The following is a 25,239-nucleotide window of genomic DNA, read 5'->3' as shown; positions in this document are numbered from 1 at the left end:
CATTGTAAAAATGCCCTTTGCTTTTATTGAGTTAATTCAGTGTAAACTTTCTTTTCCCAAGGTTTTATATCTGCGATGCCGTATCGCTCTTTTTTAGAGATTGCAACATTGTCGAGAACATCTACGAAGTTTTTGTAATTGGCATCATCTGTTGGTTTGATAATGACCGTGAAATTACTCGGAACCGGAGCTTTTTTAAACGCTTCAGAAATAGTCTTTGAAATGTTTACGCCGTTGAAATCCGTTTCTTTTAAATTAGCTGTATTTAGCTCTTTCTCATTGCTTTGATGATAAAATACCCTATTGTCTTTACCAAGAATAAAAGTAATCTGATTTTTGTCATCAATTACATTAGTAGTGGGAACAGGGCTTTTTGCGGGCAGTCCTAAATCCATTACGTTGGGTTTTGTAAAATTAGTGGTAAACATGAAAAAGGTGATCAATAGAAACCCCAGATCTACCATTGGGGTCATATCTACCCTGATTAATTTTTTCTTTTGTTTTCCGCCTTGTTTTTCCTGAGTGTTTACTTCAGCCATGGTACATAGTTTTTAAATGTTAAACAAATTTTAATAAAGATTGAACTTTTGATCTTTATTTGAAAAAATCCATGCAAAGTTTATACCTTAATTTTTAATTTGGTAGTTGATTTTGTAAAATGATTCAATTTTAACATTTAAAATCGATTAATCTTTTTTTATTTTATAATGATTTATGATATTTTAAGGAGGTTTTTATTATTTACTGATGATTAATTTCTCAGATAAAATTATTTTTCCTTTATGCTGAATCTGAACCAGATATACACCGTTGATGAATGGAGTAACATCTATGGCCGCTTTTGACTCATTGTATTTTCTGCTGAATAATTTTCTTCCGGACATATCAGTAATATTTATTACTGTTTCACCAGGAAGATGGCCTATGTAAACCACATTTTTTGCAGGATTAGGAGAAAATGAGATCTGTAGAGGAGATGTATTCTCGTTTGTTCCCAGTGTGTCAGGTCCCAGCTTTATAATCCGGTAGTCATAATTGCCTTGAGAAACAGAAAAAGAATTAGATACGCCGGCCATAATATAACCCCCGTCCGCAGTCTGCTGTAGAGCGGATGCATAATCATCGTGTGTGCCGCCATATCTTCTCAGCCATTCTGTATCTCCGTTAGCATTTAATTTTATCAGTAAATAATCATTGGAACTGGGGTTGGTTGTATCTGTTGTAGCAGAGTAACCTAAAACAGCAAGCCCTCCGTCATCTGTATTATCAATACCGAAAGCATGATCATACAGGTGATCTCCAAAAGATTTTTGCCATTGCAGATTTCCGAGGGGATCCAATTTGATGACCCAGTAATCATAATTGCCATTACTAGCTGTAATATCTCCATCGCTGGAGTTGGAGCTTCCTGCAATGATATAGCCTCCGTCGGGAGTTTGTTTTAATGAATTGGCGGTATCTGAAGCAGAACCACCGTAATTTTTTGACCATTGGGTGTTCCCTGAAGAATCTACTTTTACGATCCAGTAATTAAAATCGCTGTTGCTCGTGCTTATATTACCAGTCATTACATATCCTCCGTCTGCCGTGAGTTCAAGAGAGCTGAATTCTTCAAAATTGGGCCCTCCAATAGATTTCTGCCATGTGACTCCTCCGTTTTGATCAAGTTTTACAATCCAGCCATCCAGATATCCGTTATTTCCGGTAATGTCTCCATCATTGGATTCTGATTTTCCCGCTACAATATACCCTCCATCAGGTGTCTGGCGGATACACCTAGCGGCATCATTACCGCTTCCGCCTAAGGTTTTCTGCCATTCTATGTTTCCTGTGGAATTCAGCTTTACAATCCAGAAATCTTCCTGACCATGATTGCCGGAAACATCTCCATTAACTGAACGGGTGGAACCGGCTACAATATACCCTCCGTCATTAGTTTGCCGTACAGAGTTGGCTTTATCATCTGCTGTGCCTCCATAGGATCTTTGCCATTCAACAGTTCCTGCAGCGTTCACCTTGATAACCCATTGATCGAAAAAGCCATGGTTGCCCATACCTTCATCAATGGAGTTGGAAGAACCTGCTATGATATACCCTCCGTCATTAGTCTGGTGAATATCCGGAGATTGTTCCATCCGGCTGCCTCCAAATGATTTCTGCCATTCTATGGTATTGTTCTGAGCTGTAAGGCCGGAGGAGATCATAACGGAGAAAAAAATAAATTTAAAATATTTCATAAAGTACTGAATTTGTGTTGATTTTAGGATGATAGTCTTCTTGTTGTTGTTCTATTTGCTGATCAGCAGTTTTTCAGAAACAATTATTTTATCCTCATGCATTACCTGGATGAAATAAGTACCTGTTGTAAATTGTCTGACATTTATGGCTGCCTTTTGGTCATTGTATTTCTGAGCAAATAATTTTCTTCCGGTCATGTCTGTAATGCTGATGGTTGTTTCACCATGCAATGGGCTGATATATACAAAATCTTTTGCCGGATTTGGATAAACAGCGGGTTTATTACCCAGGTGATTTTCTGCAGTGCTTAATTGCTTGGCATTTAATTTTACAATCCAGGCATCACCGTCTCCATGATATCCTGTAATGTCCCCGTCTGCAGAAGCGGTCATGCCTGCGAGTATATATCCTCCATCACTGGTCTGTTGGATGGAATGTGTTTCATCAAATTGACTTCCTCCCAATGATTTCTGCCATTGCATGTTTCCTGAAGAATCTAATTTGATGATCCAATAATCAACAAGTCCATGATTTCCTGTAATATTTCCGTCTAAAGATGCAGCTCCTCCGGCAACAATATATCCTTCGTCAGAAGTTTGCTGGATAGAGTTGGGATAATCGTTGCCACTGCCCCCGAAATATCTTTGCCATAACATATTTCCGTCAGAATCTAATTTGGCTACACGATAATTTGAGATTCCAAACGTTACCGGGATTTCAGAGTTAACAGAGTTGGACCCGCCGGCAACGATGTATCCCCCGTCTGATGTTTGCTGGATAGATTCTGCAAAATCAGCTAGATTGCCTTCCAATGATTTTTCCCACTGTATGTTTCCTGAAGAATCTAATTTTACGATCCAGAAATCTTCCTGACCATGGTTTCCTGTAACGTCTCCATCGGTAGAAAGAGATCCTCCAGCAATAATATATCCTCCGTCAGAGGTCTGTTGGACTGAACGTGCTCTGTCATAAGAACTTCCACCCAATGACTTCTGCCATTGCATGCTTCCTGATGTATCCAGCTTTACAATCCAGTAATCGGAATATCCATGATTTACGGTAACATCTCCGTCGGTAGAATAAGATTCACCAGCAATAATATATCCTCCGTCAGAAGTCTGCTGAATAGAATGGGCTATATCTTCTTTATTTCCACCCAATGATTTCTGCCATTGTATATTTCCTGAAGAATCTAACTTCACAATCCAGTAATCGGAATATCCATGATTTACGGTAACATCTCCATTGGTAGAAGAAGACGCGCCGGCAATAATATATCCTCCGTCAGAGGTCTGTTGAATGGAATTGGCAACGTCATCAAGAGTTCCACCCAGTGATTTTTGCCATTGTATAGCTCCTGAAGTATTTAGCTTGACGATCCAGAAGTCCGCAGCTCCATGATTTATTGTAACATCTCCGTTGGCAGAAGAAGATTCGCCGGCCATGATGTATCCTCCGTCCGAAGTCTGTAGAACAGAATGTGCCTGATCCCAGCTATTTCCACCCAGAGCTTTTTGCCATTGTATAGAAGGAGCTTGTGCAGAAATGCCGGAGGAAATGATAAAGAAGAAGAAAATAGATTTAAAATATTTCATAGATCTTTGTGATTGGTTATCAATGTTCTAAATTATTAAAAAAAATAATACCTGTTGTTATATCAACAGTAAATTAGAAATATTGCTTGATTGGCAACAAAAAAGACTGCTTCAAAATGAAACAGTCTTTTTTATTTATTGTTATTTACTTTTTTTGAAATACTCTACGCCGCATTCGAGGAATTTTTTAAAATCTTCTTTCGGCATGTATCCTGAAACCGGAGTGTTGATTACCTTTCCGTCGGGCGTTATTAAAACATAGTGAGGCTGGGAATTATTATTGAAGTTGACCTGCTGGAATAAGCTCCATCGGTCCCCAATAGTTTTTACCTTTTTGATCTGTCCGTCCCCAAGGTCAATCTTTGTTTTCTGGTCTTCCGGAAGCTCTTCCTTGTCATCAACATATAAAGAAGCCAGAACAACATCGTTTTGAAGCGTTGGTAAAATATCCGGTTCGCTCCATACAAATTCTTCCATTTTACGGCAGTTTTCACATCCATATCCGGTAAAATCAATCAGGATAGGCTTGTTCTCTTTCTTCGCAATTTCAATGGCTTTAAAGAAATCATGTTCAGGATGCATTCCTAAGATGCCGTCTTTTTCGTCATGGAAATAACTTACATTCAGAGGAGGGAGGATTCCGCTTAACAGCTGAAGTTTCGGACGGTCAGAAGGAATTAATCCCTGAATCAGATAAATCACAAAACCCATTCCCAAAGCCCCCAAAATCTTTCTGGTAATGGAGATTTTAGGTTTTTTATCGTCATGCGGGAATCTGATCAGCCCGAACAGATATAAAGCGAGGCCTAATGCAATGATAATCCAGATTGCAATGAAAAGTTCTCTTTTTAAGAAGAATGTTTTGGAAACCAGGTCAGCTTTGGATAAGAATTTTAAAGCCAGTGCCAATTCTACAAAACCTAAGACCACTTTCACGGTATTCATCCATCCTCCGGATTTCGGAAGACTTTGTAAAGCCTGAGGGAATAAAGCCAGTAGCCCAAAAACAATCGCCCATGCCAGTCCGAACCCTGCCAGAGCAAAAGTAAGCAGCATCGGAACGTTGGTAGAGCCTGTTACAGCGCTTCCCAATAAACTTCCCAGAATAGGGCCCGTACATGAGAATGAAACAATCACAAGCGTTAAAGCCATAAAGAAAATACCGATAATTCCTCCTGCTTCCTCAGCCTTTGAAGATTTGTTGGCAATAGAGCTTGGAAGCGTAATATCGTAGTATCCGAAGAAACTACCTGCAAAGAAGATAAATATGATGAAGAACGCAATATTCAGCCATACACTGGTAGAAATTTCGTTGAAAATATTTCCGGCAATTCCATCAATTAGGTGGAACGGAAGACTTAGCAAAACGAAGATTAAAAGGATGAAAAATCCATAGATCAATGCATCTCTTTTCCCCTTTGCCTTGTTCTTGCTTCCTTTAGTAAAGAATGAAACCGTTAGTGGAATCATTGGGAATACACAAGGGGTCAGTAAGGCAATTAATCCTCCGATGAACCCTAAGAACAGATAGGTCCAGTAATTTTCATCCACCTTTGTTGAGGCTGTTCCGCAGTCCGTTAGTGGTTTCTGGAAATCAAGGGTTTCAATTTTCAGTTGTTTTGGGTCCAGTTTAGAAGCCTCTGTAATCGTTACTTCTCCTTTTGCAGGATCTGTAGCAACTGTTTCTGTTACTTTTGCGGAATCTTTGGCTGGTTCAGCCGTTTCGTCAGTCGCTGCTGCTTCCTCAACACCTTTTGGAGTAACTTTTTGGTTGAATTCTAAAGTATTGGGAGCCAGACACACCCTGTCATCACAGGTCTGATAGGTAATTTCAGAAGTAACGTCTGCGGGTTTTGTGGGATCTTTTAATTTGAATTTCTGTTTGAAGCCTGCTGTATTGGAGTAATATACAATAGTTCCTCCGAAAGCCTCAGAAAATTCCTCGTGCTTTTTACCGACTTCGGTGAATTTACCAATCAGTTCAATATTTTTCCCTGAAACCTTATATTCAGTAGGAATCCCGGTATCTTCAGGAAGATCTTTGGAATAAATATGCCATCCGCTTTCCATGGTGGCATTCAAAACAGCTTCATACTGATTGTTCCCTAAGTCATTGACGGTGAACTTAAATTTTACGGGATTTTTAATCTGTGCATTGATTCCTGCCGCTAAAAATAGGAGGACTGCTAAAAACCAGTTTCTAAATTTCATTTTACTTTTCATTAAAAATTTTGAGAACACGCTTCGTTTTCTCACCTTTTGCATATCTTCTGTCCTGTCTTAACGGAATAATTCCGAGAACGGAATTATTGTTGTCACACAGGATCCAAATTTTTTGCCTCGCTAAAATAGATAATTTTTCGTCCCTAAAAAACTTAGAGACTTTCTTTTTACCTGAAAATCCCGAAGGATAAATTTCATCTCCGTCCTGTTGTTTTCTTAAATACACTGGAAATTGAATTCTTTCAGCATCAAAATCCCAGTTGAAATTATTATTAATTCCATCAATATCTTCAATACAATTTTGAAGATTGATAGTCAGCAAAGCTTCACTAAGATCAATATTTTCGGCAACAATGATTTCTTTTTTGATTTCCTGTTTTAAATTCAGGTTAATAAAAATGAATTCATCACGGCTGACGATCAACTGATACTCTTTTGAAAAAAAAGAGCTGCCGTTTTCTGCTTTGAAAATTTTGGGGATTTCATTCTCCTGGTCGAAACCATATTTTTTTAAAATCTCAAACTTCACGAAATCACTTTCCTGATCCAGCTTTTCCTTTGATAAGATTTTATGGTCAGGGTTAAATACGGTGAGCTTATTTTCAATCTCCTGAATCTGTTTTTCAGCAAAATCTTTGGTTTGATTCAGATAGAACATACTTCTTTTGAAATTGTTAAGGAAATGATTATTCGTTTCCAAAAGCTTCGGAACAATCTCATTTCTGATCTTATTTCTCAAATAATCACTTTTTTTATTGGAAAGGTCTTCCCGAAAAGCGATATCGTTTTTCTCAGCAAACTTATAGATCTCGTCTTTTGAAACATGTAAAAGAGGGCGCAGGATGTGGTTGTCATTCGCAGGAATTCCGCTAAGCCCTTTAATTCCGGATGCTTTGGATAAATTGATAAGAAAAGTTTCCAGCTGGTCATTCAAATGATGGGCAGTTACCAGGAATTCAAGTTGTTCCTGTTCTTTAATCTTTCTGAAAAAATCATAACGGAGTTCTCTGGCCCATAGCTGGATAGAGTTTTCAGGTTTTCTGTCTTTTTCTGAAACTTCATAAAGATGAAACGGGATATTATTTTTCTCGCAGAAATCCTGTACCGTTTCTTGATCGAGATCAGAGTCTTTTCCACGCAGTTTATAGTTGATATGGGCAATCTGGATTTTGAATTCTGAATTCTGTATTTCATCTCTGAAATCCCTGAACAGCGAAGCCAGAACCATAGAATCTGCACCTCCGCTCACCGCCAGAAGATAACTGCGTTTTTCCGGATGGCTGACCAGATTTTTTAACTCATTTTTTAAACTTATTTTTTCCAAGACTTAGGTTGGGAATTTCTTTTATGCAAAGATAATCCATATAATTCAATTGAATTTCCCTAACTTTGATTCGTCTAAAAATGATTACTTATGAAGATTTTTAAAATTTTAGCAGTTTCTGCAATGGCGCTGGGATTGACATCTTGTGTCAGTAAAAAACAGTATGACGCTTTGAGCACAAACTATAAGCAGTGTATTGAAAATATTGGAGAAAGACAAAGAGAAATTCAGGATTTAAAGTCTCAGAATTCAGCATTGGCAGGTGAAAACAATCTGTTGAAAAGCCAGCATGATGCTTTAAAATCATCTTTGGATGCATGTTTGTCCAATACAGGGAAAAGTTCGGCTAATATCGATAAACTGGTAGGGGAGATCAATGCGTCTAATTCTTACATCAAACAATTGATTTCTAATAATGCTAAGAACGATAGTCTTAACCTTGCATTATCTAACAAGCTGAAAAGATCTTTGGATAATGTAACGGATGATGATGTACAAGTGAAAGTTCTGAAAGGAGTAGTTATGATTTCGCTTTCAGATAAAATGCTATACAAAACAGGAGATTACAATGTACTGCCTGCAGCTCAGGAAGTGTTAGGGAAAGTGGCGAAAGTAATTAATGATTACGATAAATATTCTGTATTAATTGAAGGTAATACGGATAATGCTCCACTAAGTTCTCCTAATCTGCCAAAAGATAACTGGGATCTTTCTGCATTGAGAGGTACAGCTATTGCAAAAGTGTTACAGACACAATTTGGGGTAGATCCTGCAAGGATCACTGCGGGAGGACGTTCTGAATACAATCCTAAGGCAACTAATATGAGTGTTTCCGGAAGAGCGGAAAACAGAAGAACAGAGATCATCATTATGCCTAAACTTGATGAGTTTATGAAACTGATGGATATTGCTCCTAAGAAGTAATGCAAATAACTTAAAATAAAAAACAGATCCTGAAGAAATTCGGGATCTGTTTTTTTTAATCAAATTAATTCTTCTTTTTTCAATAAGGAAATAATTCGCTGCAAAAATGAGCTGGATATTTCGGTTTTAGTTTTTTTTAACGAAGAAACCGCTCTGCTTGTTGGCTTTGCGGTCTTCTGATTCTCTTGGTTAATTTGTTTTTCAGCCACATTCATTGTTTTTCCTTTAGTGTTTTTACCCTTTGTTCTTTGCAAATGTATCGTTATTATGAATGCCAGGGTATCCGTGTTTTTACGGTATTTTAAATCGTGATCACCGTATATCTTGATGAATAGCCCCGGAATGGAGGGTTTTTCTTATATTTTAAGTACATTTGAATAACAAAAAAATTGCAGCATGAGCTTTTTCGAAGAAAAAAATCCTGAAATGGACCGGTATCTGGAAACCCACGCTTCTTCAGAACCTGAAATTTTGAAAAAATTAAGAAGAGAGACCTATCAGAAAACAACACAGCCTCACATGATCTCCGGATATCAGCAGGGAAGACTTTTGACGATTATTTCCCAAATAATAAGGCCTGAGAATGTTCTTGAGATAGGAACTTTTACAGGATATGCTACTTTATGTCTAGCTGCCGGATTATCTGGTGAAGGAAAAATAACAACACTGGATGTCAATGAAGATCTTGCCTATCTGCCGAAAAAATATTTTGAAAACAGTGAATATGCAGGACAGATCAATTTCAGGCTTCAGGATGCAAAAGAATTTCTGAAAGAAACAGATGAGTTTTTTGATCTCGTGTTTATTGATGCAGATAAAGAAAACTATGCTGAATATTTCAAACTGATAAAACCCAGAACAAAATCAGGCTCTGTTGTAATGTTTGATAATGTTTTGTGGTACGGAAAAGTTCTGGAAGAAAATCCTAAACAAAAATCAACACAGTCCATTAAAGAACTGAACGATTTAATTGCAAAAGATGATGATTTTGAAAATCTTATTTTACCTTTGCGGGACGGAGTAAACTTCCTTCGCAGGAAGTAATTAAAAGATATAGAGATTGAGGGATTTAGGGATGTTATATCTTCTGAACCGTTCAATTTCTTAACTTCTAAATGAATAAAATGAACAAAGGAATTTGTATAGTCACTGTAGCACCGGTACGGGCAGAAGGTTCTGATAAAGCGGAAATTGTTACGGAAATATTGTTTGGAGAAAGCGCAGACATTCTGGAAGTGAATAAAAACTGGACCAGGATAAAAATGCATTATGACGGGTACGAAGGATGGATGGATACCAAACAGCTGAAACCTGTAACGGATGAGGAGCTGGAAAAAAGAAAAGTTACCGTGATCACTGAAGACTTTTCTTCCGTGCTGATGAATGATGGAAAAACACTTCTCTCCATGGGGTCTGAAGTAGAATTTCCTGCAGTGGCTTCAAGAAGAAGCCATGATCTGCGCGAAAGTATTGCTCTGGCTGCCAAAGAATTTCTGAATGTTCCCTATCTGTGGGGAGGTAAAAGTTTTTTTGCTGTAGACTGCTCCGGTTTTACGCAGCTGGTATATAAAATTCATGGGATTAAGCTTCCAAGAGATACTTATCAGCAGGCAGAAGTAGGAGAGCCCCTGACTTTTGTTGAAGAAAGTCAGCCCGGAGATTTAGCATTTTTTGAAAATCCTGAAGGAAAAATTATTCATGTAGGCATCATGCTGGATAACCAGAGAATCATTCATGCTTCAGGAAAAGTAAGAATTGATATTTTAGACTCCACAGGGATCTTTAATAAAGAAATGAATAAACACACTCATAAGCTGAGAGTGATTAAAAATGTGCTTTAAACTTTAAAATCAGCCTGAAATGGAGAATATTCTGTTGACCGCTTTTGATGTTTTAAATTTTGGATTGGTGATCTTCTTCTGGAGATTTACTCTGAAGCAATACAAAACACTTCCGGAGAAAATTCCTGTTCACTTTGATTTTTATGGAAAAGCAGATCATTTCGGAGGCCGGAAGTCCGCCTTTTTGATGCCGGGGGTGGCAGCTGCTTTATTTGTAGTGCTCACTTTTGCGGTAAGGTATGCCAATGCTGTTAATTTTCCGGTAGAAATTACCGAACAGAACAAAGATGCCCAATTTCTGATCATGGAAATTTTTGTCAGATGGATACTTACTTTGGTACTTCTGATTTTCATGAATCTCCAGGATTATATGTTCCGCTATACCTTTGATGAAAACGTAAAGCCACGGGTTCCTTTTGGAGGAGCTATTCTGGCTATTTTCGGAAGCCTGATCACCGTCTTTATTTTTATTGGTTTGTTTAAATGATATCTCCTCAATATCGTCATAAAATTAAATTTAAAAAATAATTCAGATGTCCTTCTTTTATAACCTGTTTGTTAGTCTTCTTATCTTCGGAATGAAGATTTTTTCGTTATTTAATGATAAAACTAAAAAAGGAGTTGACGGGAGAAAAGAATCATTGAAAAAAGTAAAAAACGCTTTTTCACCTTCCGATAAAGTTATTTGGATGCATGCGGCCAGCCTTGGGGAATATGAGCAGGGTCTTCCTGTTTTGGAAAAGTTGAAAGAGAATTATCCGTATCATAAAATTCTGGTAACTTTCTTTTCACCTTCCGGTTATGAAAATGTGATTAAAAAGAAATATAACGCAGATGTGATCTGCTATCTTCCCTTTGATAAGAAAAGTATTGTAAAAGACTTTGTATCACAATTTAATACTGAACTATTTTTTACGGTGAAGTATGATTATTGGTATAACCTTTTGGCTGAGCTTAAAAATAAAGGGACTAAAATCTATGTAGTTTCCGCATTATTTTATGAAAGACAGTCTTTCTTCACATCGTATGGAAAATGGTTTGTAAAGCAGCTTCAGAAAAATGTTGACTGGTTTTTTCATCAGACGCCGTTTTCTATGGCACTTGCCAAAAGTGTAGGACTTACCAATTCTTCGGTAGCGGGTGACACGCGGTTTGATCGTGTAAAACAGCTTAAGAAGCGTGATAATCATGTAGAATATATCAATACATTCATTGACGGTAAACAAACCGTGGTTTTTGGAAGCAGCTGGCAGGCGGAAGAGAAAATAGCGGCAACAGTTTTCAGGAAAAATGCAGATCTGAAATTAATTATAGCACCTCATGATCTGAAAAGAGTAGAGCATCTAAAAAGTATCTTCCCTGATGCTTTGGTATACAGTGAAATTAACAATGCTGAAGCAGCTGTAAAAGAATCTCAGATTTTAATTATAGACAGCATCGGATTATTGTCAAAGCTCTATTTCTATGCAGATATAGCAGTAGTAGGAGGTGGTTTTCATGATGCAGGGCTTCACAATATTCTCGAAGCAGCAACATTTGGAATCCCGGTAGTTTTTGGGAATCACTACAAAAAGAATCCGGAAGCAGATGACCTGATTGCTGCAGAAGGAGGTAAGTCTTTTTCTGAAGAAAATGCCGCCGCAGATTTTATTTTATTCCTTCTCAATAATGAAGAAGAGCTTGAATCAATGTCTCAGAATGCCGGAAAATTTGTAGAAGAAAAACCTAATTCCACAGAACTTATCCTTCAGAAAATTTTATTTTAAAAATCCCTGGCTTTTAATCCCTTTCATGATTTGTTCTATATTTTCCGGAATGCTTTCACAATCGCGGAGCCAGTTCATATCCAGGCCGTTGTTGGTGGATAATTTCAGAAGGTAATGATTTTCTTCTATGCCGGATTGGGTTGTTCTCAGGAAGTCATCAATTTCCAGCCAGTAATCTTCATCCAGCTTTTTCGCAAGTATCAGAGCTTTAAATACTTTATTGATAATATAAAGGTATAATTTATAAACATGATCAAACCTTTGCCTGCTGAGATCGCTATTGTATTCTAAAATTTTGTTGATAAGAAGTAAATTAAGCGAAACATCCCCGAATTTATCGGTAGTTATTTTAACATGTTCTGTAATCTCTGCACTTATTTTCCGGATAACACTCAGAAAATATTGAGAATTGCCGATGTATTTGGAAGCCAGAAGAATTTTTTCTGCAACGTTCTCCTCCATGGCGTTTCTTTTATCGTCCGTAGTTTCCGGATCTATAAGCTCGAAATATAACTTTTTAGACAGGAGCTTGTCTTTCTTCAGCAATCTGAAAATAAGCCTGTCCTTTTCTATATTTGAAAAAGCGCTCAGTGCCGCTTTGAATTCTTTTGAATACTCCATCAGTTGAAAATTTTAGAATACTTAAGGAACCCGTTCACAGCCCAGTTGGCGGTATAATAAAGTGATTTTATAGTAGAGAATTCCATGAAATCTTTATATACAAGATATTGATCTATGATGATATTTTTTTTCTTTCTGGAAACACTATTTTCGCGCATTCTGTATTTTGCCAGGGTCTTTTTTAAGGGCTTGCCTTCCGGGATTACTTTTAAAAGGTTTAGCCACATCACATGATCTTCCCGTTTGCTTTTAATAGGAAAGAAAAATTTACCAACTCTTTTGGTATCATACATTGTAGAAACCGGAGCAAGTCTGCAGGTTTTCAGAAGATTAGAGAACGTAACAATCTTGTCTGCTTCGAAATCTTTAAGAACAGGCTGAAGCTGCTCATTACACCTTGAATAATTACAATATACAAGCTCTGCATGATGTTCCTGCATATAACCTGTCATCGTTTCCAGATATTCTGGGTACCAGTAGTCATCAGAGTCTAGGAACGCAATATATCTTCCCGTGGCTCTTTCAAGGCTTTTGTTTCTGGCGTTTCCTGCTCCTCCGTTTTTCTCTAGGACCTGTAGTTTTATTCTCGGATCGTTGTATTTTCTGATGATTTCAACGGTGTTGTCCCTGGATAGGTCATCAGTAATCAGCCATTCCCAGTTCTGGTAGGTTTGGTTAAGAACAGACTGTATCGTTTCTTCGATAAATTCTGCAGAGTTGTAACATGGAGTAATGATGGAGACGAGGTCTTGCATTTGTGTCGTTATATCGTTCAAAATTATAAAAATTTCTTTTCATACAGATGCCATGAAGCAATTCCTACTCCAATCACCACGAACATGCATACAAAACTCATGAGATATGGATTGTAATCAGCAAAAAGACCCGTTGTTTGAAATGTTCTGATAATAGGGAAATGGAATATATAGATTCCATAGGTGAAATCCCCATACTTGCCGAAATTATTCAGGAATTTAAAAGAGTAGGCGATATACAGCACAATGATGCTGATCATGATGGGGGAGAATAGTTTTATTTTGAAAAACAGATCAATCCATACGGTAATAATAGCGATGATGAAAAGGATGTTCTTGTGTTTGATGAATTGATCAAAATGAAAGTAAATCAACATTCCTCCTATGAAATAACACAGTGATCCCGGCAGCTGCTTGGACATTGAAATTTTCCCAGCCATTTCAAAATAATTGAGATAAATGAGCGAAAGAAAATATAGTACAATCAGACTGGTCGTTCTGTATTTATTATTTTTTCCGAATAATAAAAACATCAGGGGAACAGCAATGTAAAAGCACATTTCTACCTTCATGGTCCAGAGTGCTCCGTTTACAGCCTGATTGCCGAAGACGCCCGGTAGCCAGGGAGCTTTAAAATTCAGGAAAAGAGAATTCCAGAACAAATACTTATAAACCTGCGTATTGCCGAAATATTCCGAAAAAGAAAGTGTACTTACCAGACTGAGCAGGATCGCACAAAGAAATACAACCAACAGGTAAGCGGGAACAATCCTGTTGAATCTTTTCTTTGCATAGCTTTTAAGGCTGGATGATCTGTCATAACTTCGCGCAATTAAAAATCCGCTGACCACAAAAAACGAAAAAACGGCAATTTCTACGGGGCTGTTTTCTAAAACGGCGAGCTCTTTAGAGAAGCTTAATGCTCCCAGATGTCCAACAAAGACAATGAAAGCGAGGAGAACACGGATAAAGTCAAAATTATTTTTCGTTATGTTTTGCATTTTTTTTCTTTGCTACAAAAATAACTTTTTTAATACAATACGGGTGTTTCAGCAGGTTCAATATTTATTAAATAAGACAGATTTTGATCTGTCTTGTGTTAAAATTGGCAGAAATATAGAATTGTAAAATAATTTTTCACAAAAAATAGTAATATAAATCAAAAAAATTATAATTTTAGCGCTTGAAAATTTGAGTATATGAAGAAATTAGCATTACTATTTGCAGGTTTATCATTATTTGTAGCTACAGGATGTAATAACGACAACGATAATGAAATGGAATATCCGTTGGTAGGTGTATGGCAGCCATACAAAGAAGTTGTTACCACTATAGAGACAGGAGAAACTCCGGTTTCAGACGAGATTACTTATACCACTTGTCAGAAAGATTCCAGATGGAGGTTCAATACAGAAACTGTAGGTAAAAGAACAGATTGGGGGGATTCTGCAACTCCGGGGCAGTGTGCTATATCATCAGACCGTAATTTTACGTATACCTATGATAAAAGTGCCAAAACAGTGGTGATCAAATACCAGGGAACTGTAGAGCCTGCAAGTGGGAAGATTGTTACCCTTAATGAAACTACCCTGAATCTTGCTATCAGAGAAAATACAGAAAACCCAAATGTATTTAAGACGAGAACATATACGATGAAGAGAATTCCTCAGCAATAATATATTTTAGCATAAGATAAAGATCTCATCTCCGGATGAGATTTTTTTTTTAATAATGAGTCGAAAATAGGATTGGTCATTTAACTTTTTAAACCATTAAGTGCACTTCACTTTTAGAATGTTTATCTTAAAACTGAAACAGGCTCTAAATGCATCTCCGGCAATTAATTAAAAATTAAATCTCCATTTCCTTTAAAATCATTATTTTTGTGAATCTTGATTTCAGAACTAAACAATACCTGAAATCTGGAGTTTAACATCTAATATCTATAATAAAGTGTTTTACGATCATCAGCAGATAGAAAAAAAGTGGCAGAAATACTGGGAGGAAAATCAAACGTACAAGACTTCCAATAACACAGACAAACCTAAATTTTATGTTCTAGATATGTTTCCGTATCCATCCGGGGCAGGGCTTCACGTGGGGCACCCGCTGGGGTATATTGCATCAGATATTTATGCGAGATATAAAAGACATCAGGGATTTAATGTGCTCCACCCGGTAGGCTATGACAGTTTTGGTCTTCCTGCTGAACAGTATGCCATCCAGACAGGACAGCATCCCGCTGTAACTACTGAGCAGAATATCAACCGATATGAAGAACAGCTGAAAAAAATCGGTTTTTCATTCGACTGGAGCAGAGAAGTGAGAACTTCCGATTCTTCTTATTATAAATGGACCCAGTGGATTTTTATCGAGCTGTACCATTCATGGTATAATAAAGATACAGACAAAGCCGAATCTATTGATACCCTGATCCGTCATTTTGAGGAAAAAGGAACAGAAGGATTAAATGCCAATCAGAACGATGAATTAAATTTCACCGCAGAAGAATGGGAAAAGGCTTCAGAACTGGATAAAGAAGATATCTTATTAAATTACCGTTTGGCTTACAGAGCTGAAACAACGGTAAACTGGTGTCCGGCTTTGGGTACAGTACTGGCTAATGATGAGGTAAAAGACGGGAAATCCGAAAGAGGAGGATTCCCTGTATTCCAGAAAAAAATGATGCAGTGGAGCATGAGAATCTCAGCTTATTCTGAAAGACTGTTACAAGGACTTGCTACTTTGGACTGGCCGCAGCCTTTGAAAGATTCCCAGGAATACTGGATCGGGAAATCTCAGGGAGCTCAGGTGAAGTTTCAGGTAGAAGGACACGATGAGGTTGTTGAAGTGTTCACTACAAGGCCTGATACCATTTTCGGAGCAACATTTATGGTGTTGGCTCCTGAAAATCCTTTAGTGGAAACCATTACTACAGACGCACAAAAAGCAGAAGTAGATACTTATATAGAAGAAACTTCCAAAAAAACAGAAAGAGACAGAATGGCTGACGTGAAAAACGTGAGCGGTGCTTTCACCGGAAGTTATGTAGTCAATCCGTTCAGCGGAGAAAAAATGCCAATTTATATTTCAGATTATGTATTGATGGGCTACGGAACAGGAGCGGTAATGGCTGTTCCTGCACATGATGAACGTGATCACAGATTTGCAAAGAAATTTAATCTGGAAATTAAAAAAGTTGTAGAAACTGAAGAAGATGTTCAGGAGAAATCTTTTGATTCTAAAGATTCGGTTTGTGTGAACTCTGATTTCTTAAACGGAATGAGTTATAACGATGCCAAATCAAAAATAATTTCAGAAATTGAAAACAAAGGAATTGGCCACGGAACGACCAATTACAGACAGCGTGATGCTATTTTCTCAAGACAGCGTTATTGGGGAGAACCGGTTCCTATATATTATAAGGATGGAATGCCTTACACGTTACCAACTTCTGCATTGCCTTTGGAACTTCCGGAAGTTGAAAAATATTTACCAACTGAAGACGGAGATCCGCCATTAGGAAATGCAAAAACTTTTGCATGGGATGAGATAAACCAGAAGGTGGTTGCTACAGATTTAATTGATGACAAAACGGTTTTCCCTTTAGAATTATCCACAATGCCTGGATGGGCAGGAAGTTCATGGTACTTCCTTAGATATATGGATCCGAAAAATGAAGAGGTTTTCACCAATAAAGAACTTTCAGATTACTGGGGACAGGTAGACTTATATATAGGAGGAAGCGAACATGCTACCGGACACTTACTGTATTCCCGTTTCTGGAATATGTTCTTAAAAGACAGAGGATATATCAATCATGATGAGCCTTTCCAGAAACTGATCAACCAAGGGATGATTCTTGGGATGAGTGCTTTTGTCTACAGAATTGACGGAACCAACCAATATGTTTCTAAAAATTTAGCAGGAAATTATTCAACACAACAAATTCACGTTGATGTATCCTTATTAAAAGGAACTTCAGATGAATTAGATACAGAAGCTTTCAAAGCATGGAGACCGGATTATGCCGATGCTGAATTTATTTTAGAGGATGGAAAATACATCACAGACCGTGAAGTAGAAAAAATGTCCAAGTCAAAATATAATGTAGTGAATCCTGATGATATCTGTAATGAATACGGAGCAGACGGGCTAAGACTATATGAAATGTTCTTAGGGCCATTAGAGCAGTCTAAGCCTTGGAACACCCAAGGACTAAGCGGAGTTTACGGTTTCCTTAAAAAATTCTGGAACCTGTATTTCAACGGAGATGTTTTTGAAGTTTCTGATGAAGAGCCTACAAAGGCAGAATACAAAGTTTTACATACCTTAATAAAGAAGGTGGTTTACGATATTGAAAACTTCTCTTTCAATACATCAGTATCATCATTTATGATTGCTGTGAACGAGCTGCAAAAAATAAAATGCAACAAGCGCAATATTTTGGAACCATTAGCCGTTATCATCTCTCCGTATGCTCCGCACATCTGTGAAGAGCTTTGGAGTTTACTGGGACATGACACTTCTATTGAATTTGAAAAGTTCCCGGTATTGAATGAAGAATATCTGATTGAAGATGAAATTGAGTATCCGGTAAGTGTAAATGGTAAAATGAAGTTCAAAATTTCACTTTCAGCTCAATTATCTGCCAAGGAGGTAGAAGATTTGGTGATTGCAGATGAAAAAATGCAACAGATTTTGGAAGGCAAAACCCCTAAAAAAATCATTGTTGTGCCTCACCGTATTGTGAATATCGTAATTTAAAAAAAAATTAACATTGGCAAATTAAAAAAAATGAAGGGCTTATTTTTTTAAATTTTTAACCCAAATGTTAAAATTGGGGAAAATAAATAAAATTTTTAAAAATAATTATTATATCGAAATCGTATTAAATTTTCTTTATCAAAAAAATGCAAAATGTTTATTTAAGACTCTTGCATTTTAATTAATTTTGCCTTTAATTTACACCCTGTAAAAATTTAAAACAATATAATTTAGTTAAATATGGAAATGAATGTTTCAAAAAATGATGAGCAAGTAGTTGCTAGAAAAGCAGGAGGTTTAAATCCAGCTGTTATTATTCCTATTCTATTTGCTATAGGAGTATGTATTTATTTATTCGTTCTTGGAAGCCCAGGAAACTTTAAAGATGCAGACAAACTAGGAAGTGGATCTGTAGCCTTTTCAAGTGTTGAAGGAAAAGACATTCACCCAGAGTCGTTTTTAGGTATTATCTACAAAGGAGGGGTTATCGTACCAATCTTGATTACTTTCATGATTACTGTAATTGTTTTCTCTTTTGAAAGATATTTCGTACTAAGCAAAGCTGCTGGTAAAGGAAACTTAGACAACTTCGTAGTTCAGGTAAGAAGCTTATTGAACAAAAACAAAATTGATGAAGCTTTAGAAGAGTGTGATAGACAACAAGGTTCTGTTGGTAACGTAGTGAAGGAAGGTCTTACTACTTACAAAGCGCTTTCTCATGATACTACTTTAAATAAAGAGCAAAAAATGGTAGCTCTTAACAAAGCTATCGAAGAAGCTACTACTCTTGAGATGCCAATGCTTGAGAAAAACATGATGATCCTTTCTACTTTAGGAACTGTTGCAACGCTAGTAGCACTTCTTGGAACGGTAATCGGGATGATCAAGGCATTCTTCGCGTTAGGTTCAGGTGGTGGTACTCCAGATGCTGCTGCACTTTCTACAGGTATTTCTGAAGCATTGATCAACACGGCTTTAGGTATTGGTACTTCAGCAATCGCTATTATCCTTTACAACTTCTTTACTTCTAAAATTGACGGATTAACTTATAAGATCGACGAGATCGCTATGAGCATCCAGCAGTCTTTCGCTGAATTCAACTAAGAATTAGCAAGGAATTTGCAGTAAGTAAAAAGAAGTTTAATTAAAAATCATTAATAATAATGGCGAGAGTCAAACCAAAAAGACACGGAGTAATTACGGACATGACGGCAATGTGTGACGTTGCGTTCCTACTACTTACGTTCTTTATATTGACCACTCAGTTTAAAAAACCTGACGTGGAGCAGATTAAACCGCCATCTTCAATATCTGAAAAACTTCTTCCTGATGCCAGTCTTATGACTATTAATGCTACACCGGACGGAAAATTCTATTTCCAACCAGTAGAAAACGCATCAGAAAGATTAGCGCTTTTGGAAAAAATGGGTGAAAAGTATAAAATGACTTTTGACAACAAACAAAAAGCTGCTTTCCAGAAAGTACAGGCAATCGGGGTTCCTATGAACCAGCTGAAAGGCTATCTCGATCTGTCTGAAGATGAGCAGAAAAATTATAAGAGTCCTACAGGGATTCCGATGGATAGTACAAATAAGCAGTTAATCGACTGGGTACAACAGAGTTTAAGCGTTAATCCTGATTACAAATTAGCAATCAAAGGTGACGTTACTACCGAATACCCTAAAGTTAAAAGCCTGTTTGAGGGTTTGAGAGATATTGATTTTCTTAAATTTTGGTTGATTACATCACAAGAAGGTAAACCGTAAATCATTAGAAATGGCAGAAGTACAAGTACAGGATAAGGGCGCCAAAGGCGGCAAGGTACGTTCCAAGAAGCAGAGTACCAGAGTTGATATGACTCCGATGGTGGACTTGGGTTTTCTATTGATTACCTTCTTTATGTTCACAACTACATTTAGCAAACCGAATGTTATGGATTTGGGTCTTCCGGCAAAACCGAAAGATGAAACTAAAAAACCACCTCCAACAGAAATTAAACTTTCGAACTCTATCTCAATATTATTAGGTAAAGACAACAAAGTGTTCTGGCATCAGCAGGATAATACATCCCTGAACGATCAGAATCTTAATGAAACTACCTTAGACAGAGCTGGAATCAGAAAAGTTATTGAGCAGGCAAAAGCAAGAGCTGCAGATCAAACCAAATTTACGGTGATCATTAAGCCGACTGACGATGCTGTATATAAAAACTTCGTGGATATTCTTGATGAAATGGCCATTACCAAAAGCGAACAGTACGGGGTAACCGACTTGAAGCCTTGGGAAAAAGCAATTTACGAGAAAAAAATAGGTGGTGCTTCTGCACCGGCTGCCACAAAGTAATTTAACCATAAAATTGTATATCTATGGCAGATGAAAATGTATACGGTCAGAATCTTACTTTAGACGAAATCGTATTTGAAAATAGAAACAAGGAATATGGTGCCTATGACCTTAGACATCAGTATCCTAGACTTTTGACAAAATCTTTTATTGTCGGAACGTCTTTATTCCTACTTATGGCTTTGTCTCCGTTCATCTATCTTACGATCAAGAATCTTACAGCTCCGCCTAAACAGGAAGTAAAGGCAGATCTATTAAATATTATTGAAGAAGATCCGATTATCGAGCAGCCTAAAGAAGAAGAACCACCTCCACCACCTCCACCTCCAAAAGAGGAAGAGAAAATTGAGGTGATCCAGAACGTGGTTCCTGAGCCTGTAAAAGCTCCGAAAATTGAAACTCCTCCACCGCCGATTTCTAAGCAGTTAGAAACGACTACTGGTTTACAAAATCAGGAAGGAGTAAAGGCTCCGGCCTATACACCACCGCCACCACCGCCATCTACAGGTACTAAAGCAAGTACTGCAGAGGTGAAGACGAATAACCCTAACGAGATCTACAAAGATGTAGACCAGTCTGCAGAATATCCTGGAGGTATGGGAGCATTGAGAAAGTTCCTTGGGGAAAACTTTGATACTTCATTAATGGAAGGAGGTGAAGGTACGCTTAAAGCTAAGCTTAAATTCGTTGTAGAAAGAGACGGTACCGTTTCCGGAGTTGTAATTGAAGAGAAATCTCCAAATGGCGACTTCAACAATGAAGCAGTGCGTGTAGTTAAGAAACTGAAAAAATGGACTCCTGCGAAAAGAAACGGGGAGAGCGTTAGATCTTACTATAGCGTTCCGTTCACAATGAACTTTGAATAATAATTCTTATTCAACTTATAAAGAAAAAGAGAAGCATATGCTTCTCTTTTTTATTTTTTTTGGTATTTTTGTTACATGATGTTCAATTGGTTATCCTTAATTACAGGATTGTTTTATATCGTATTGGGAGGTGTAGTTATTGTCTACAAGTTTTTCTTTACGATTCTGGAGCCTGCCGTTGCTTATGCACTGGGAGCAGTGCTTATTCTTTATGGGATTTTTAGAATCTATAGAGCGGTTGCAAAAATTAAAAATTCAGGAAATGAAGAATAGTTGTAAAGCATTGATGCTTTGTGTTTTAAGTGTCATCGCTGTAGGCTGCAAAAAAGAAGAAAAATCTCCGTCTTATCATAAAGGGGATCTTACCATTCTTGCGGATGAATCCTTCAAAAGCGTTACAGAAGCTTTGGCAGAAGGATATATGATTAATTATCCGGATACACACATCAAAGTGGTTACCAAGAAAGAAGACCTGGGTTTTATTGATCTTCTTAATGACAAAGCGAGAATTGCAGTAATGTCCAGAGATCTCACTCCCGAAGAAAAGAAAACTTATGAAGAACAGGTAGATCTGAAGTTTCTTCCCGCTAAATTTGCAGCAGATGCTGTCATTTTTGTTGTCCCTAAAGATTCTCCTAAAGAAAGTATTTCTATGGATGAAATTAAAAATGGGATGGAATCTGATGATAAGAATTTCATTTTTGACGGAACCAATTCCAGTAACCTGAACTTCGTCGCTCAGAAATTAAAAAAACAACCTAAAGATCTTAAATTCTCTATCATTCCGGGAAACCAGAATATTATTGAAGAACTGGGGAAATATCCGGGAAAGATTGGTGTTATTGGGCTTAACACATTCAGTAGACCTTATGATAAAACCTCTCAAAAACTGAGGGAAATGGTAAAAGTCCTTCCGATACAGGATCAAGGAAAGCTATATACCGCTGATTCTGAAGGAATGCGTGAAATGAAGTATCCATTCACCCGTGTCCTGTATTTTTTAACCAATGAAGGCAATTTTAACATAGCCAATGGCTTTATCAGATACTCATGTACCCAGCTGGGGCAGATGATCGTAGAAAAAGAAGGATTACAGCCTTACAACCTCTATAAGAGAGAGGTACAAATGCGTTAATAAATATTAAAATCGTATTTTACCCTTCAGATAAATAACATTTTGGTCTGAAAATTGCGTAGAATATAACTCGAATATAGAAAAATATAAAATGAAAGATATAATGATTATGAATGTAAAGAAGATTGCTTTTGGAGCAGCCGTAGTATTTTTTGCTGGTTTCGCTTCTGCACAGACGCTGCAGGACGGTATTAACAGCATAGACAGTGATAAATTTGCACAGGCAAAAACTAATTTCACGAATATGATCGCGAAAGAGCCTAGTGCTGAGAATTACTTCTACTTAGGAAATACTTATTTAAAGCAAGGAGAGCCTGATTATGCTAAAGCTATCGAAAGTTTCAACAAAGGTCTGGCTGCAGATGGTAAGAGCTTTTTAAACAAAATCGGTCTGGCTACTGTAAAATTAGGTAAAGGTGATAAAAGCGCCATCACTGAAATTCAGAAAATTGTAACTGATTCTAGAGAAAAAGATCCTGAAGTATTGTTCAGAGCTGCTGAAGCATTGACTTTATTTGAAAAAAACAGTGCTCCGGATGCAGCAATCCAATATCTTACAAAAGCAATTGAGAAAGCTGAAAAGAAAGGAGTTCCTGCTCATTTCTACTATACACTGGGGGATGCTTATAGGTTGAAGAGAAACCCGGGAGAAGCAATGTCTGCTTACGACAAAGCACTTCCTTTAGCTAAAAATAAAGCGTCTGTATATACAAGAATGGCGACTTTATGGATGGCTGCACAACAATGGCAGCAGGCTAAACAGAGTATTGATAAAGCTATTGGTGTAGATGCTACTTACGCACCTGCCTACAAAGCTCTGGCATCTTATGACATCAGATACCAGCAGAACGCAAAAGCTACTCAGGACCTTATCAACTATACAAAATATGCTGACGAAGATCCATATACACAATTAGAAATTTCTAAATTATATTTCACTAACGAAGATTATGCAAACTCTAAAACTGTATTAGATAAAATCTTTGATAAAATTGAAGATCCAATCAAATTTAAGTTGAGAGCATATCAGTCTTATGCTGATGGAAACTACGCAGAAGCAAAACAAAATATGGATACTTTTGTTTCTCAGGCAGAGAAAACAAGAATCCAGCCTGCAGACCAGGGGCTTCAGGGACTTATCGCAGCAGGTTTAGCTAAGACAGAAACGGATGCGGCTAAGAAAACAGCTTTAACGAACGAAGCACAGCAGAAAATTGCTATTGCTAAAGCTGCAAAAGATGAAACAATGAAATGGGATGTAGAATTAGCGAATATTGCAGGGGGTGGAGCTTCTCAGGCAGAAGCTGATAAAGGTCCTACTACTCCAGAAATTGAAGCACTTAAGAAAAAAGTAGCTGAAAATTCACAGGATTCAGATTCATTATTCAAGTTAGCAACTGCTTATCAGGACGCTAAAAACTGGAATGGTGCTGTTCTTACATGGCAGAAAATGATTGCCCTTCTTCCGGACTGGGCTCCGGCTTATTACAGTCAGGGATACTCTTACCAGCAGGCAGGAAATAATGATGCAGCAAAACTTGCTTATGAAAAATTCATCAGTACAGTAAAACCAGCTGATAGAGATGCTAATAAGCAAACTCTTGCTTATGCTTACTTTGCTGTAGCTTATATGGTAAAAGACTCTGATGCTGCAAAAGCTAAAGATTATGTTGCTAAATCCTTACAGCTTGATCCAAGTTATCAGGATGCTGTAAAATTAAACGCAGAGATCAATAAATAATTTAAATTATAGATATTAAAACTTCCCATTCGTAATGTTTGGGAAGTTTTTATTTTAAAGCTTATCTTTATACTATGAAAACAGATATACTTGCTTTTGGAGCACATCCTGACGATGTAGAGCTGGGATGTGGCGGAACGATAGCCAAAATGATTTCGGAAGGGAAGACCTGCGTTATTGTAGATCTTACCAAAGGAGAGCTCGGAACAAGAGGAACCGATGAAACAAGAAAAGAAGAAGCCACAGAGGCTGCAAAAATATTGGGGGTTTCAGCAAGAGAGAATCTTGGAATGAAAGACGGCTTTTTAATGAACTCCGAAGAATATCAGATGAGGATTGTAAAAATGATCCGCAGATATAGGCCGGAAATCGTCTTAGCCAATGCTATTGATGACAGACATCCGGACCATGCAAAAGGAGCGAAATTAGTGTCGGATGCGTGCTTTTTGTCCGGACTGAGAAAAATTGAAACAGTTCTGGATGGAGAAAATCAGGAAGTTTGGAGACCAAAGCATATTTTCCATTATATTCAGTGGAAAGATATCAAACCTGAATTCGTTATTGACATCTCTGAGCATCTGGATAAAAAAATTGAGGCCTGCATGGCTTTCAAAACTCAGTTTTATGACCCGGCTTCTAAAGAACCCGTCACTCCGATTGCCACAAAAGACTTTTTTGAGAGCCTGACCTACCGTGCTCAGGATTTAGGTCGATTATCGGGAGTTGCTTATGCTGAGGGCTTTACAACAGAAAAGTTAATTGCTTTGAAAAATTTTGATGGAATTGTTTTGTAATTAAAAAATCTTTCCTATATTTGCACTCACAAAACGGTGATTGTAGCTCAGTTGGTTAGAGCGTCGGATTGTGGTTCCGAAGGTCGTGGGTTCGAGACCCATCATTCACCCAAGAAAAGTACACTTTTATAGTGTACTTTTTTATTTTTATACAACTTCAATTCATAAAAAGAAGATTATTATTTCGTACAACCTTACGATTTGTAAATTACTTTTAAAAGCTTTCTTACCAATTTTGTTGAATTGAGAATATTTGATGATTCGTCAATATCTCCTTTAAAATTGATTCATGAAATTCAGAAATGA

General features: G+C 37.3%; 23 protein-coding genes and 1 tRNA gene. 16 read left to right on the top strand and 8 right to left on the bottom strand.

Annotated features, from left to right (window positions below; all coding sequences use genetic code 11):
• Window positions 1-23 precede the first annotated feature (23 nt).
• From FW768_RS12860 to tilS, 5 genes are all read right to left on the bottom strand, one after another.
• Window positions 24-539 carry an ExbD/TolR family protein gene (locus FW768_RS12860; protein WP_153396011.1) on the bottom strand — a complete coding sequence of 172 codons (516 nt, stop codon included), beginning with the start codon at window positions 537-539 and terminating at the stop codon, window positions 24-26.
• Window positions 540-737: 198 nt separating this feature from the next.
• Window positions 738-2,237, bottom strand: coding sequence for a T9SS type A sorting domain-containing protein (locus FW768_RS12855; protein ID WP_153396009.1), 1,500 nt, complete (start codon window positions 2,235-2,237; stop codon window positions 738-740).
• Window positions 2,238-2,288: 51 nt separating this feature from the next.
• Window positions 2,289-3,833 (bottom strand): T9SS type A sorting domain-containing protein, encoded by a 1,545-nt coding sequence (locus tag FW768_RS12850; RefSeq protein WP_153396007.1) that lies wholly within the window; start codon window positions 3,831-3,833, stop codon window positions 2,289-2,291.
• A 141-nt stretch (window positions 3,834-3,974) separates the two neighbouring features.
• A complete protein-coding gene (locus FW768_RS12845; protein WP_153396006.1) occupies window positions 3,975-6,044 on the bottom strand; it encodes a protein-disulfide reductase DsbD family protein in 2,070 nt (689 codons plus the stop codon).
• Window position 6,045: 1 nt separating this feature from the next.
• Entirely contained in the window at window positions 6,046-7,380 is a 1,335-nt protein-coding gene (gene tilS / locus FW768_RS12840) for a tRNA lysidine(34) synthetase TilS (protein ID WP_153396004.1), read from the bottom strand.
• 90 nt (window positions 7,381-7,470) lie between these two features.
• Between tilS and FW768_RS12835 the strand changes: the two genes are divergently transcribed.
• From FW768_RS12835 to FW768_RS12815, 5 genes are all read left to right on the top strand, one after another.
• Window positions 7,471-8,304 carry an OmpA family protein gene (locus FW768_RS12835; protein ID WP_153396002.1) on the top strand — a complete coding sequence of 278 codons (834 nt, stop codon included), beginning with the start codon at window positions 7,471-7,473 and terminating at the stop codon, window positions 8,302-8,304.
• A gap of 396 nt (window positions 8,305-8,700) precedes the next feature.
• Window positions 8,701-9,348, top strand: coding sequence for an O-methyltransferase (locus FW768_RS12830; RefSeq protein ID WP_153396000.1), 648 nt, complete (start codon window positions 8,701-8,703; stop codon window positions 9,346-9,348).
• Window positions 9,349-9,428: 80 nt separating this feature from the next.
• The gene (locus FW768_RS12825) at window positions 9,429-10,145 is read left to right on the top strand and encodes a C40 family peptidase (RefSeq protein ID WP_153395998.1); all 717 of its coding nucleotides are present in this window, start codon (window positions 9,429-9,431) and stop codon (window positions 10,143-10,145) included.
• Window positions 10,146-10,164: 19 nt separating this feature from the next.
• Window positions 10,165-10,632 carry a DUF1648 domain-containing protein gene (locus FW768_RS12820; protein WP_153395996.1) on the top strand — a complete coding sequence of 156 codons (468 nt, stop codon included), beginning with the start codon at window positions 10,165-10,167 and terminating at the stop codon, window positions 10,630-10,632.
• Between the two features lie 46 nt (window positions 10,633-10,678).
• Window positions 10,679-11,911: a 3-deoxy-D-manno-octulosonic acid transferase gene (locus FW768_RS12815; protein WP_153395994.1), complete on the top strand. Its 1,233-nt coding sequence runs from the start codon at window positions 10,679-10,681 to the stop codon at window positions 11,909-11,911.
• Here FW768_RS12815 and FW768_RS12810 read toward each other — a convergent pair.
• Genes FW768_RS12810 through FW768_RS12800 form a run of 3 tightly spaced genes read right to left on the bottom strand, consistent with a single transcriptional unit; the run spans window position 11,903 to window position 14,288 of the window.
• On the bottom strand, window positions 11,903-12,532 hold the full coding sequence (locus FW768_RS12810) for a deoxyuridine 5'-triphosphate nucleotidohydrolase (protein WP_153395992.1): 630 nt from the start codon (window positions 12,530-12,532) through the stop codon (window positions 11,903-11,905). The genes FW768_RS12815 and FW768_RS12810 overlap by 9 nt on opposite strands.
• Window positions 12,532-13,287 (bottom strand): glycosyltransferase family 2 protein, encoded by a 756-nt coding sequence (locus FW768_RS12805; RefSeq protein WP_153395990.1) that lies wholly within the window; start codon window positions 13,285-13,287, stop codon window positions 12,532-12,534. Before FW768_RS12805 ends, FW768_RS12810 begins: the two co-directional genes overlap by 1 nt.
• Window positions 13,288-13,310: 23 nt before the next feature.
• Window positions 13,311-14,288 carry an acyltransferase family protein gene (locus FW768_RS12800; protein ID WP_153395988.1) on the bottom strand — a complete coding sequence of 326 codons (978 nt, stop codon included), beginning with the start codon at window positions 14,286-14,288 and terminating at the stop codon, window positions 13,311-13,313.
• 198 nt (window positions 14,289-14,486) lie between these two features.
• Between FW768_RS12800 and FW768_RS12795 the strand changes: the two genes are divergently transcribed.
• The 11 genes from FW768_RS12795 to FW768_RS12745 all read left to right on the top strand — a co-directional run bounded on the left by FW768_RS12795 (window position 14,487) and on the right by FW768_RS12745 (window position 25,044).
• Entirely contained in the window at window positions 14,487-14,963 is a 477-nt protein-coding gene (locus tag FW768_RS12795) for a lipocalin-like domain-containing protein (protein WP_153395986.1), read from the top strand.
• A 277-nt stretch (window positions 14,964-15,240) separates the two neighbouring features.
• Window positions 15,241-18,054: a leucine--tRNA ligase gene (gene leuS, locus FW768_RS12790; RefSeq protein WP_153395984.1), complete on the top strand. Its 2,814-nt coding sequence runs from the start codon at window positions 15,241-15,243 to the stop codon at window positions 18,052-18,054.
• 240 nt (window positions 18,055-18,294) lie between these two features.
• Window positions 18,295-19,158, top strand: a complete 864-nt coding sequence (locus FW768_RS12785; protein ID WP_153395982.1) for a MotA/TolQ/ExbB proton channel family protein — start codon at window positions 18,295-18,297, stop codon at window positions 19,156-19,158.
• Between the two features lie 59 nt (window positions 19,159-19,217).
• Complete coding sequence (locus FW768_RS12780; RefSeq protein ID WP_153395980.1) at window positions 19,218-19,820, top strand: ExbD/TolR family protein; 603 nt, start codon at window positions 19,218-19,220, stop codon at window positions 19,818-19,820.
• A 10-nt stretch (window positions 19,821-19,830) separates the two neighbouring features.
• On the top strand, window positions 19,831-20,397 hold the full coding sequence (locus tag FW768_RS12775) for an ExbD/TolR family protein (protein WP_153395978.1): 567 nt from the start codon (window positions 19,831-19,833) through the stop codon (window positions 20,395-20,397).
• 23 nt (window positions 20,398-20,420) lie between these two features.
• Window positions 20,421-21,263 carry an energy transducer TonB gene (locus FW768_RS12770; protein ID WP_153395976.1) on the top strand — a complete coding sequence of 281 codons (843 nt, stop codon included), beginning with the start codon at window positions 20,421-20,423 and terminating at the stop codon, window positions 21,261-21,263.
• Window positions 21,264-21,338: 75 nt separating this feature from the next.
• Window positions 21,339-21,536, top strand: coding sequence for a C4-dicarboxylate ABC transporter (locus FW768_RS12765; protein WP_185151975.1), 198 nt, complete (start codon window positions 21,339-21,341; stop codon window positions 21,534-21,536).
• Window positions 21,526-22,398 carry a PstS family phosphate ABC transporter substrate-binding protein gene (locus FW768_RS12760; RefSeq protein ID WP_153395974.1) on the top strand — a complete coding sequence of 291 codons (873 nt, stop codon included), beginning with the start codon at window positions 21,526-21,528 and terminating at the stop codon, window positions 22,396-22,398. Before FW768_RS12765 ends, FW768_RS12760 begins: the two co-directional genes overlap by 11 nt.
• Window positions 22,399-22,489: 91 nt before the next feature.
• Entirely contained in the window at window positions 22,490-24,139 is a 1,650-nt protein-coding gene (locus FW768_RS12755) for a tetratricopeptide repeat protein (RefSeq protein WP_153395972.1), read from the top strand.
• A 74-nt stretch (window positions 24,140-24,213) separates the two neighbouring features.
• Entirely contained in the window at window positions 24,214-24,933 is a 720-nt protein-coding gene (bshB1, locus tag FW768_RS12750) for a bacillithiol biosynthesis deacetylase BshB1 (protein ID WP_153395970.1), read from the top strand.
• Between the two features lie 35 nt (window positions 24,934-24,968).
• A tRNA-His gene (locus FW768_RS12745) sits at window positions 24,969-25,044 on the top strand.
• The last annotated feature ends 195 nt before the right edge of the window (window positions 25,045-25,239 follow it).

Source organism: Chryseobacterium vaccae (assembly GCF_009602705.1).
In the GTDB taxonomy this organism is placed as follows: Bacteria; Bacteroidota; Bacteroidia; order Flavobacteriales; family Weeksellaceae; genus Chryseobacterium; species Chryseobacterium vaccae.
This window is presented reverse-complemented; position numbering and strand designations above follow the sequence as displayed.

What these genes read in the sequence shown, in the direction of transcription:
- FW768_RS12850 (WP_153396007.1), bottom strand. Translation starts at nt 3,833, where the DNA reads ATGAAATATTTTAAATCTATTTTCTTCTTCTTTATCATTTCCTCCGGC.
- FW768_RS12825 (WP_153395998.1), top strand. Translation starts at nt 9,429, where the DNA reads ATGAACAAAGGAATTTGTATAGTCACTGTAGCACCGGTACGGGCAGAA.
- FW768_RS12765 (WP_185151975.1), top strand. Translation starts at nt 21,339, where the DNA reads ATGATGTTCAATTGGTTATCCTTAATTACAGGATTGTTTTATATCGTA.
- FW768_RS12855 (WP_153396009.1), bottom strand. Translation starts at nt 2,237, where the DNA reads ATGAAATATTTTAAATTTATTTTTTTCTCCGTTATGATCTCCTCCGGC.
- FW768_RS12830 (WP_153396000.1), top strand. Translation starts at nt 8,701, where the DNA reads ATGAGCTTTTTCGAAGAAAAAAATCCTGAAATGGACCGGTATCTGGAA.
- bshB1 (WP_153395970.1), top strand. Translation starts at nt 24,214, where the DNA reads ATGAAAACAGATATACTTGCTTTTGGAGCACATCCTGACGATGTAGAG.
- FW768_RS12810 (WP_153395992.1), bottom strand. Translation starts at nt 12,532, where the DNA reads ATGGAGTATTCAAAAGAATTCAAAGCGGCACTGAGCGCTTTTTCAAAT.
- FW768_RS12800 (WP_153395988.1), bottom strand. Translation starts at nt 14,288, where the DNA reads ATGCAAAACATAACGAAAAATAATTTTGACTTTATCCGTGTTCTCCTC.
- FW768_RS12860 (WP_153396011.1), bottom strand. Translation starts at nt 539, where the DNA reads ATGGCTGAAGTAAACACTCAGGAAAAACAAGGCGGAAAACAAAAGAAA.
- FW768_RS12845 (WP_153396006.1), bottom strand. Translation starts at nt 6,044, where the DNA reads ATGAAATTTAGAAACTGGTTTTTAGCAGTCCTCCTATTTTTAGCGGCA.
- FW768_RS12775 (WP_153395978.1), top strand. Translation starts at nt 19,831, where the DNA reads ATGGCAGAAGTACAAGTACAGGATAAGGGCGCCAAAGGCGGCAAGGTA.
- FW768_RS12815 (WP_153395994.1), top strand. Translation starts at nt 10,679, where the DNA reads ATGTCCTTCTTTTATAACCTGTTTGTTAGTCTTCTTATCTTCGGAATG.
- FW768_RS12820 (WP_153395996.1), top strand. Translation starts at nt 10,165, where the DNA reads ATGGAGAATATTCTGTTGACCGCTTTTGATGTTTTAAATTTTGGATTG.
- FW768_RS12835 (WP_153396002.1), top strand. Translation starts at nt 7,471, where the DNA reads ATGAAGATTTTTAAAATTTTAGCAGTTTCTGCAATGGCGCTGGGATTG.
- FW768_RS12755 (WP_153395972.1), top strand. Translation starts at nt 22,490, where the DNA reads ATGAAAGATATAATGATTATGAATGTAAAGAAGATTGCTTTTGGAGCA.
- FW768_RS12780 (WP_153395980.1), top strand. Translation starts at nt 19,218, where the DNA reads ATGGCGAGAGTCAAACCAAAAAGACACGGAGTAATTACGGACATGACG.
- FW768_RS12795 (WP_153395986.1), top strand. Translation starts at nt 14,487, where the DNA reads ATGAAGAAATTAGCATTACTATTTGCAGGTTTATCATTATTTGTAGCT.
- FW768_RS12770 (WP_153395976.1), top strand. Translation starts at nt 20,421, where the DNA reads ATGGCAGATGAAAATGTATACGGTCAGAATCTTACTTTAGACGAAATC.
- FW768_RS12785 (WP_153395982.1), top strand. Translation starts at nt 18,295, where the DNA reads ATGGAAATGAATGTTTCAAAAAATGATGAGCAAGTAGTTGCTAGAAAA.
- FW768_RS12805 (WP_153395990.1), bottom strand. Translation starts at nt 13,287, where the DNA reads ATGCAAGACCTCGTCTCCATCATTACTCCATGTTACAACTCTGCAGAA.
- FW768_RS12760 (WP_153395974.1), top strand. Translation starts at nt 21,526, where the DNA reads ATGAAGAATAGTTGTAAAGCATTGATGCTTTGTGTTTTAAGTGTCATC.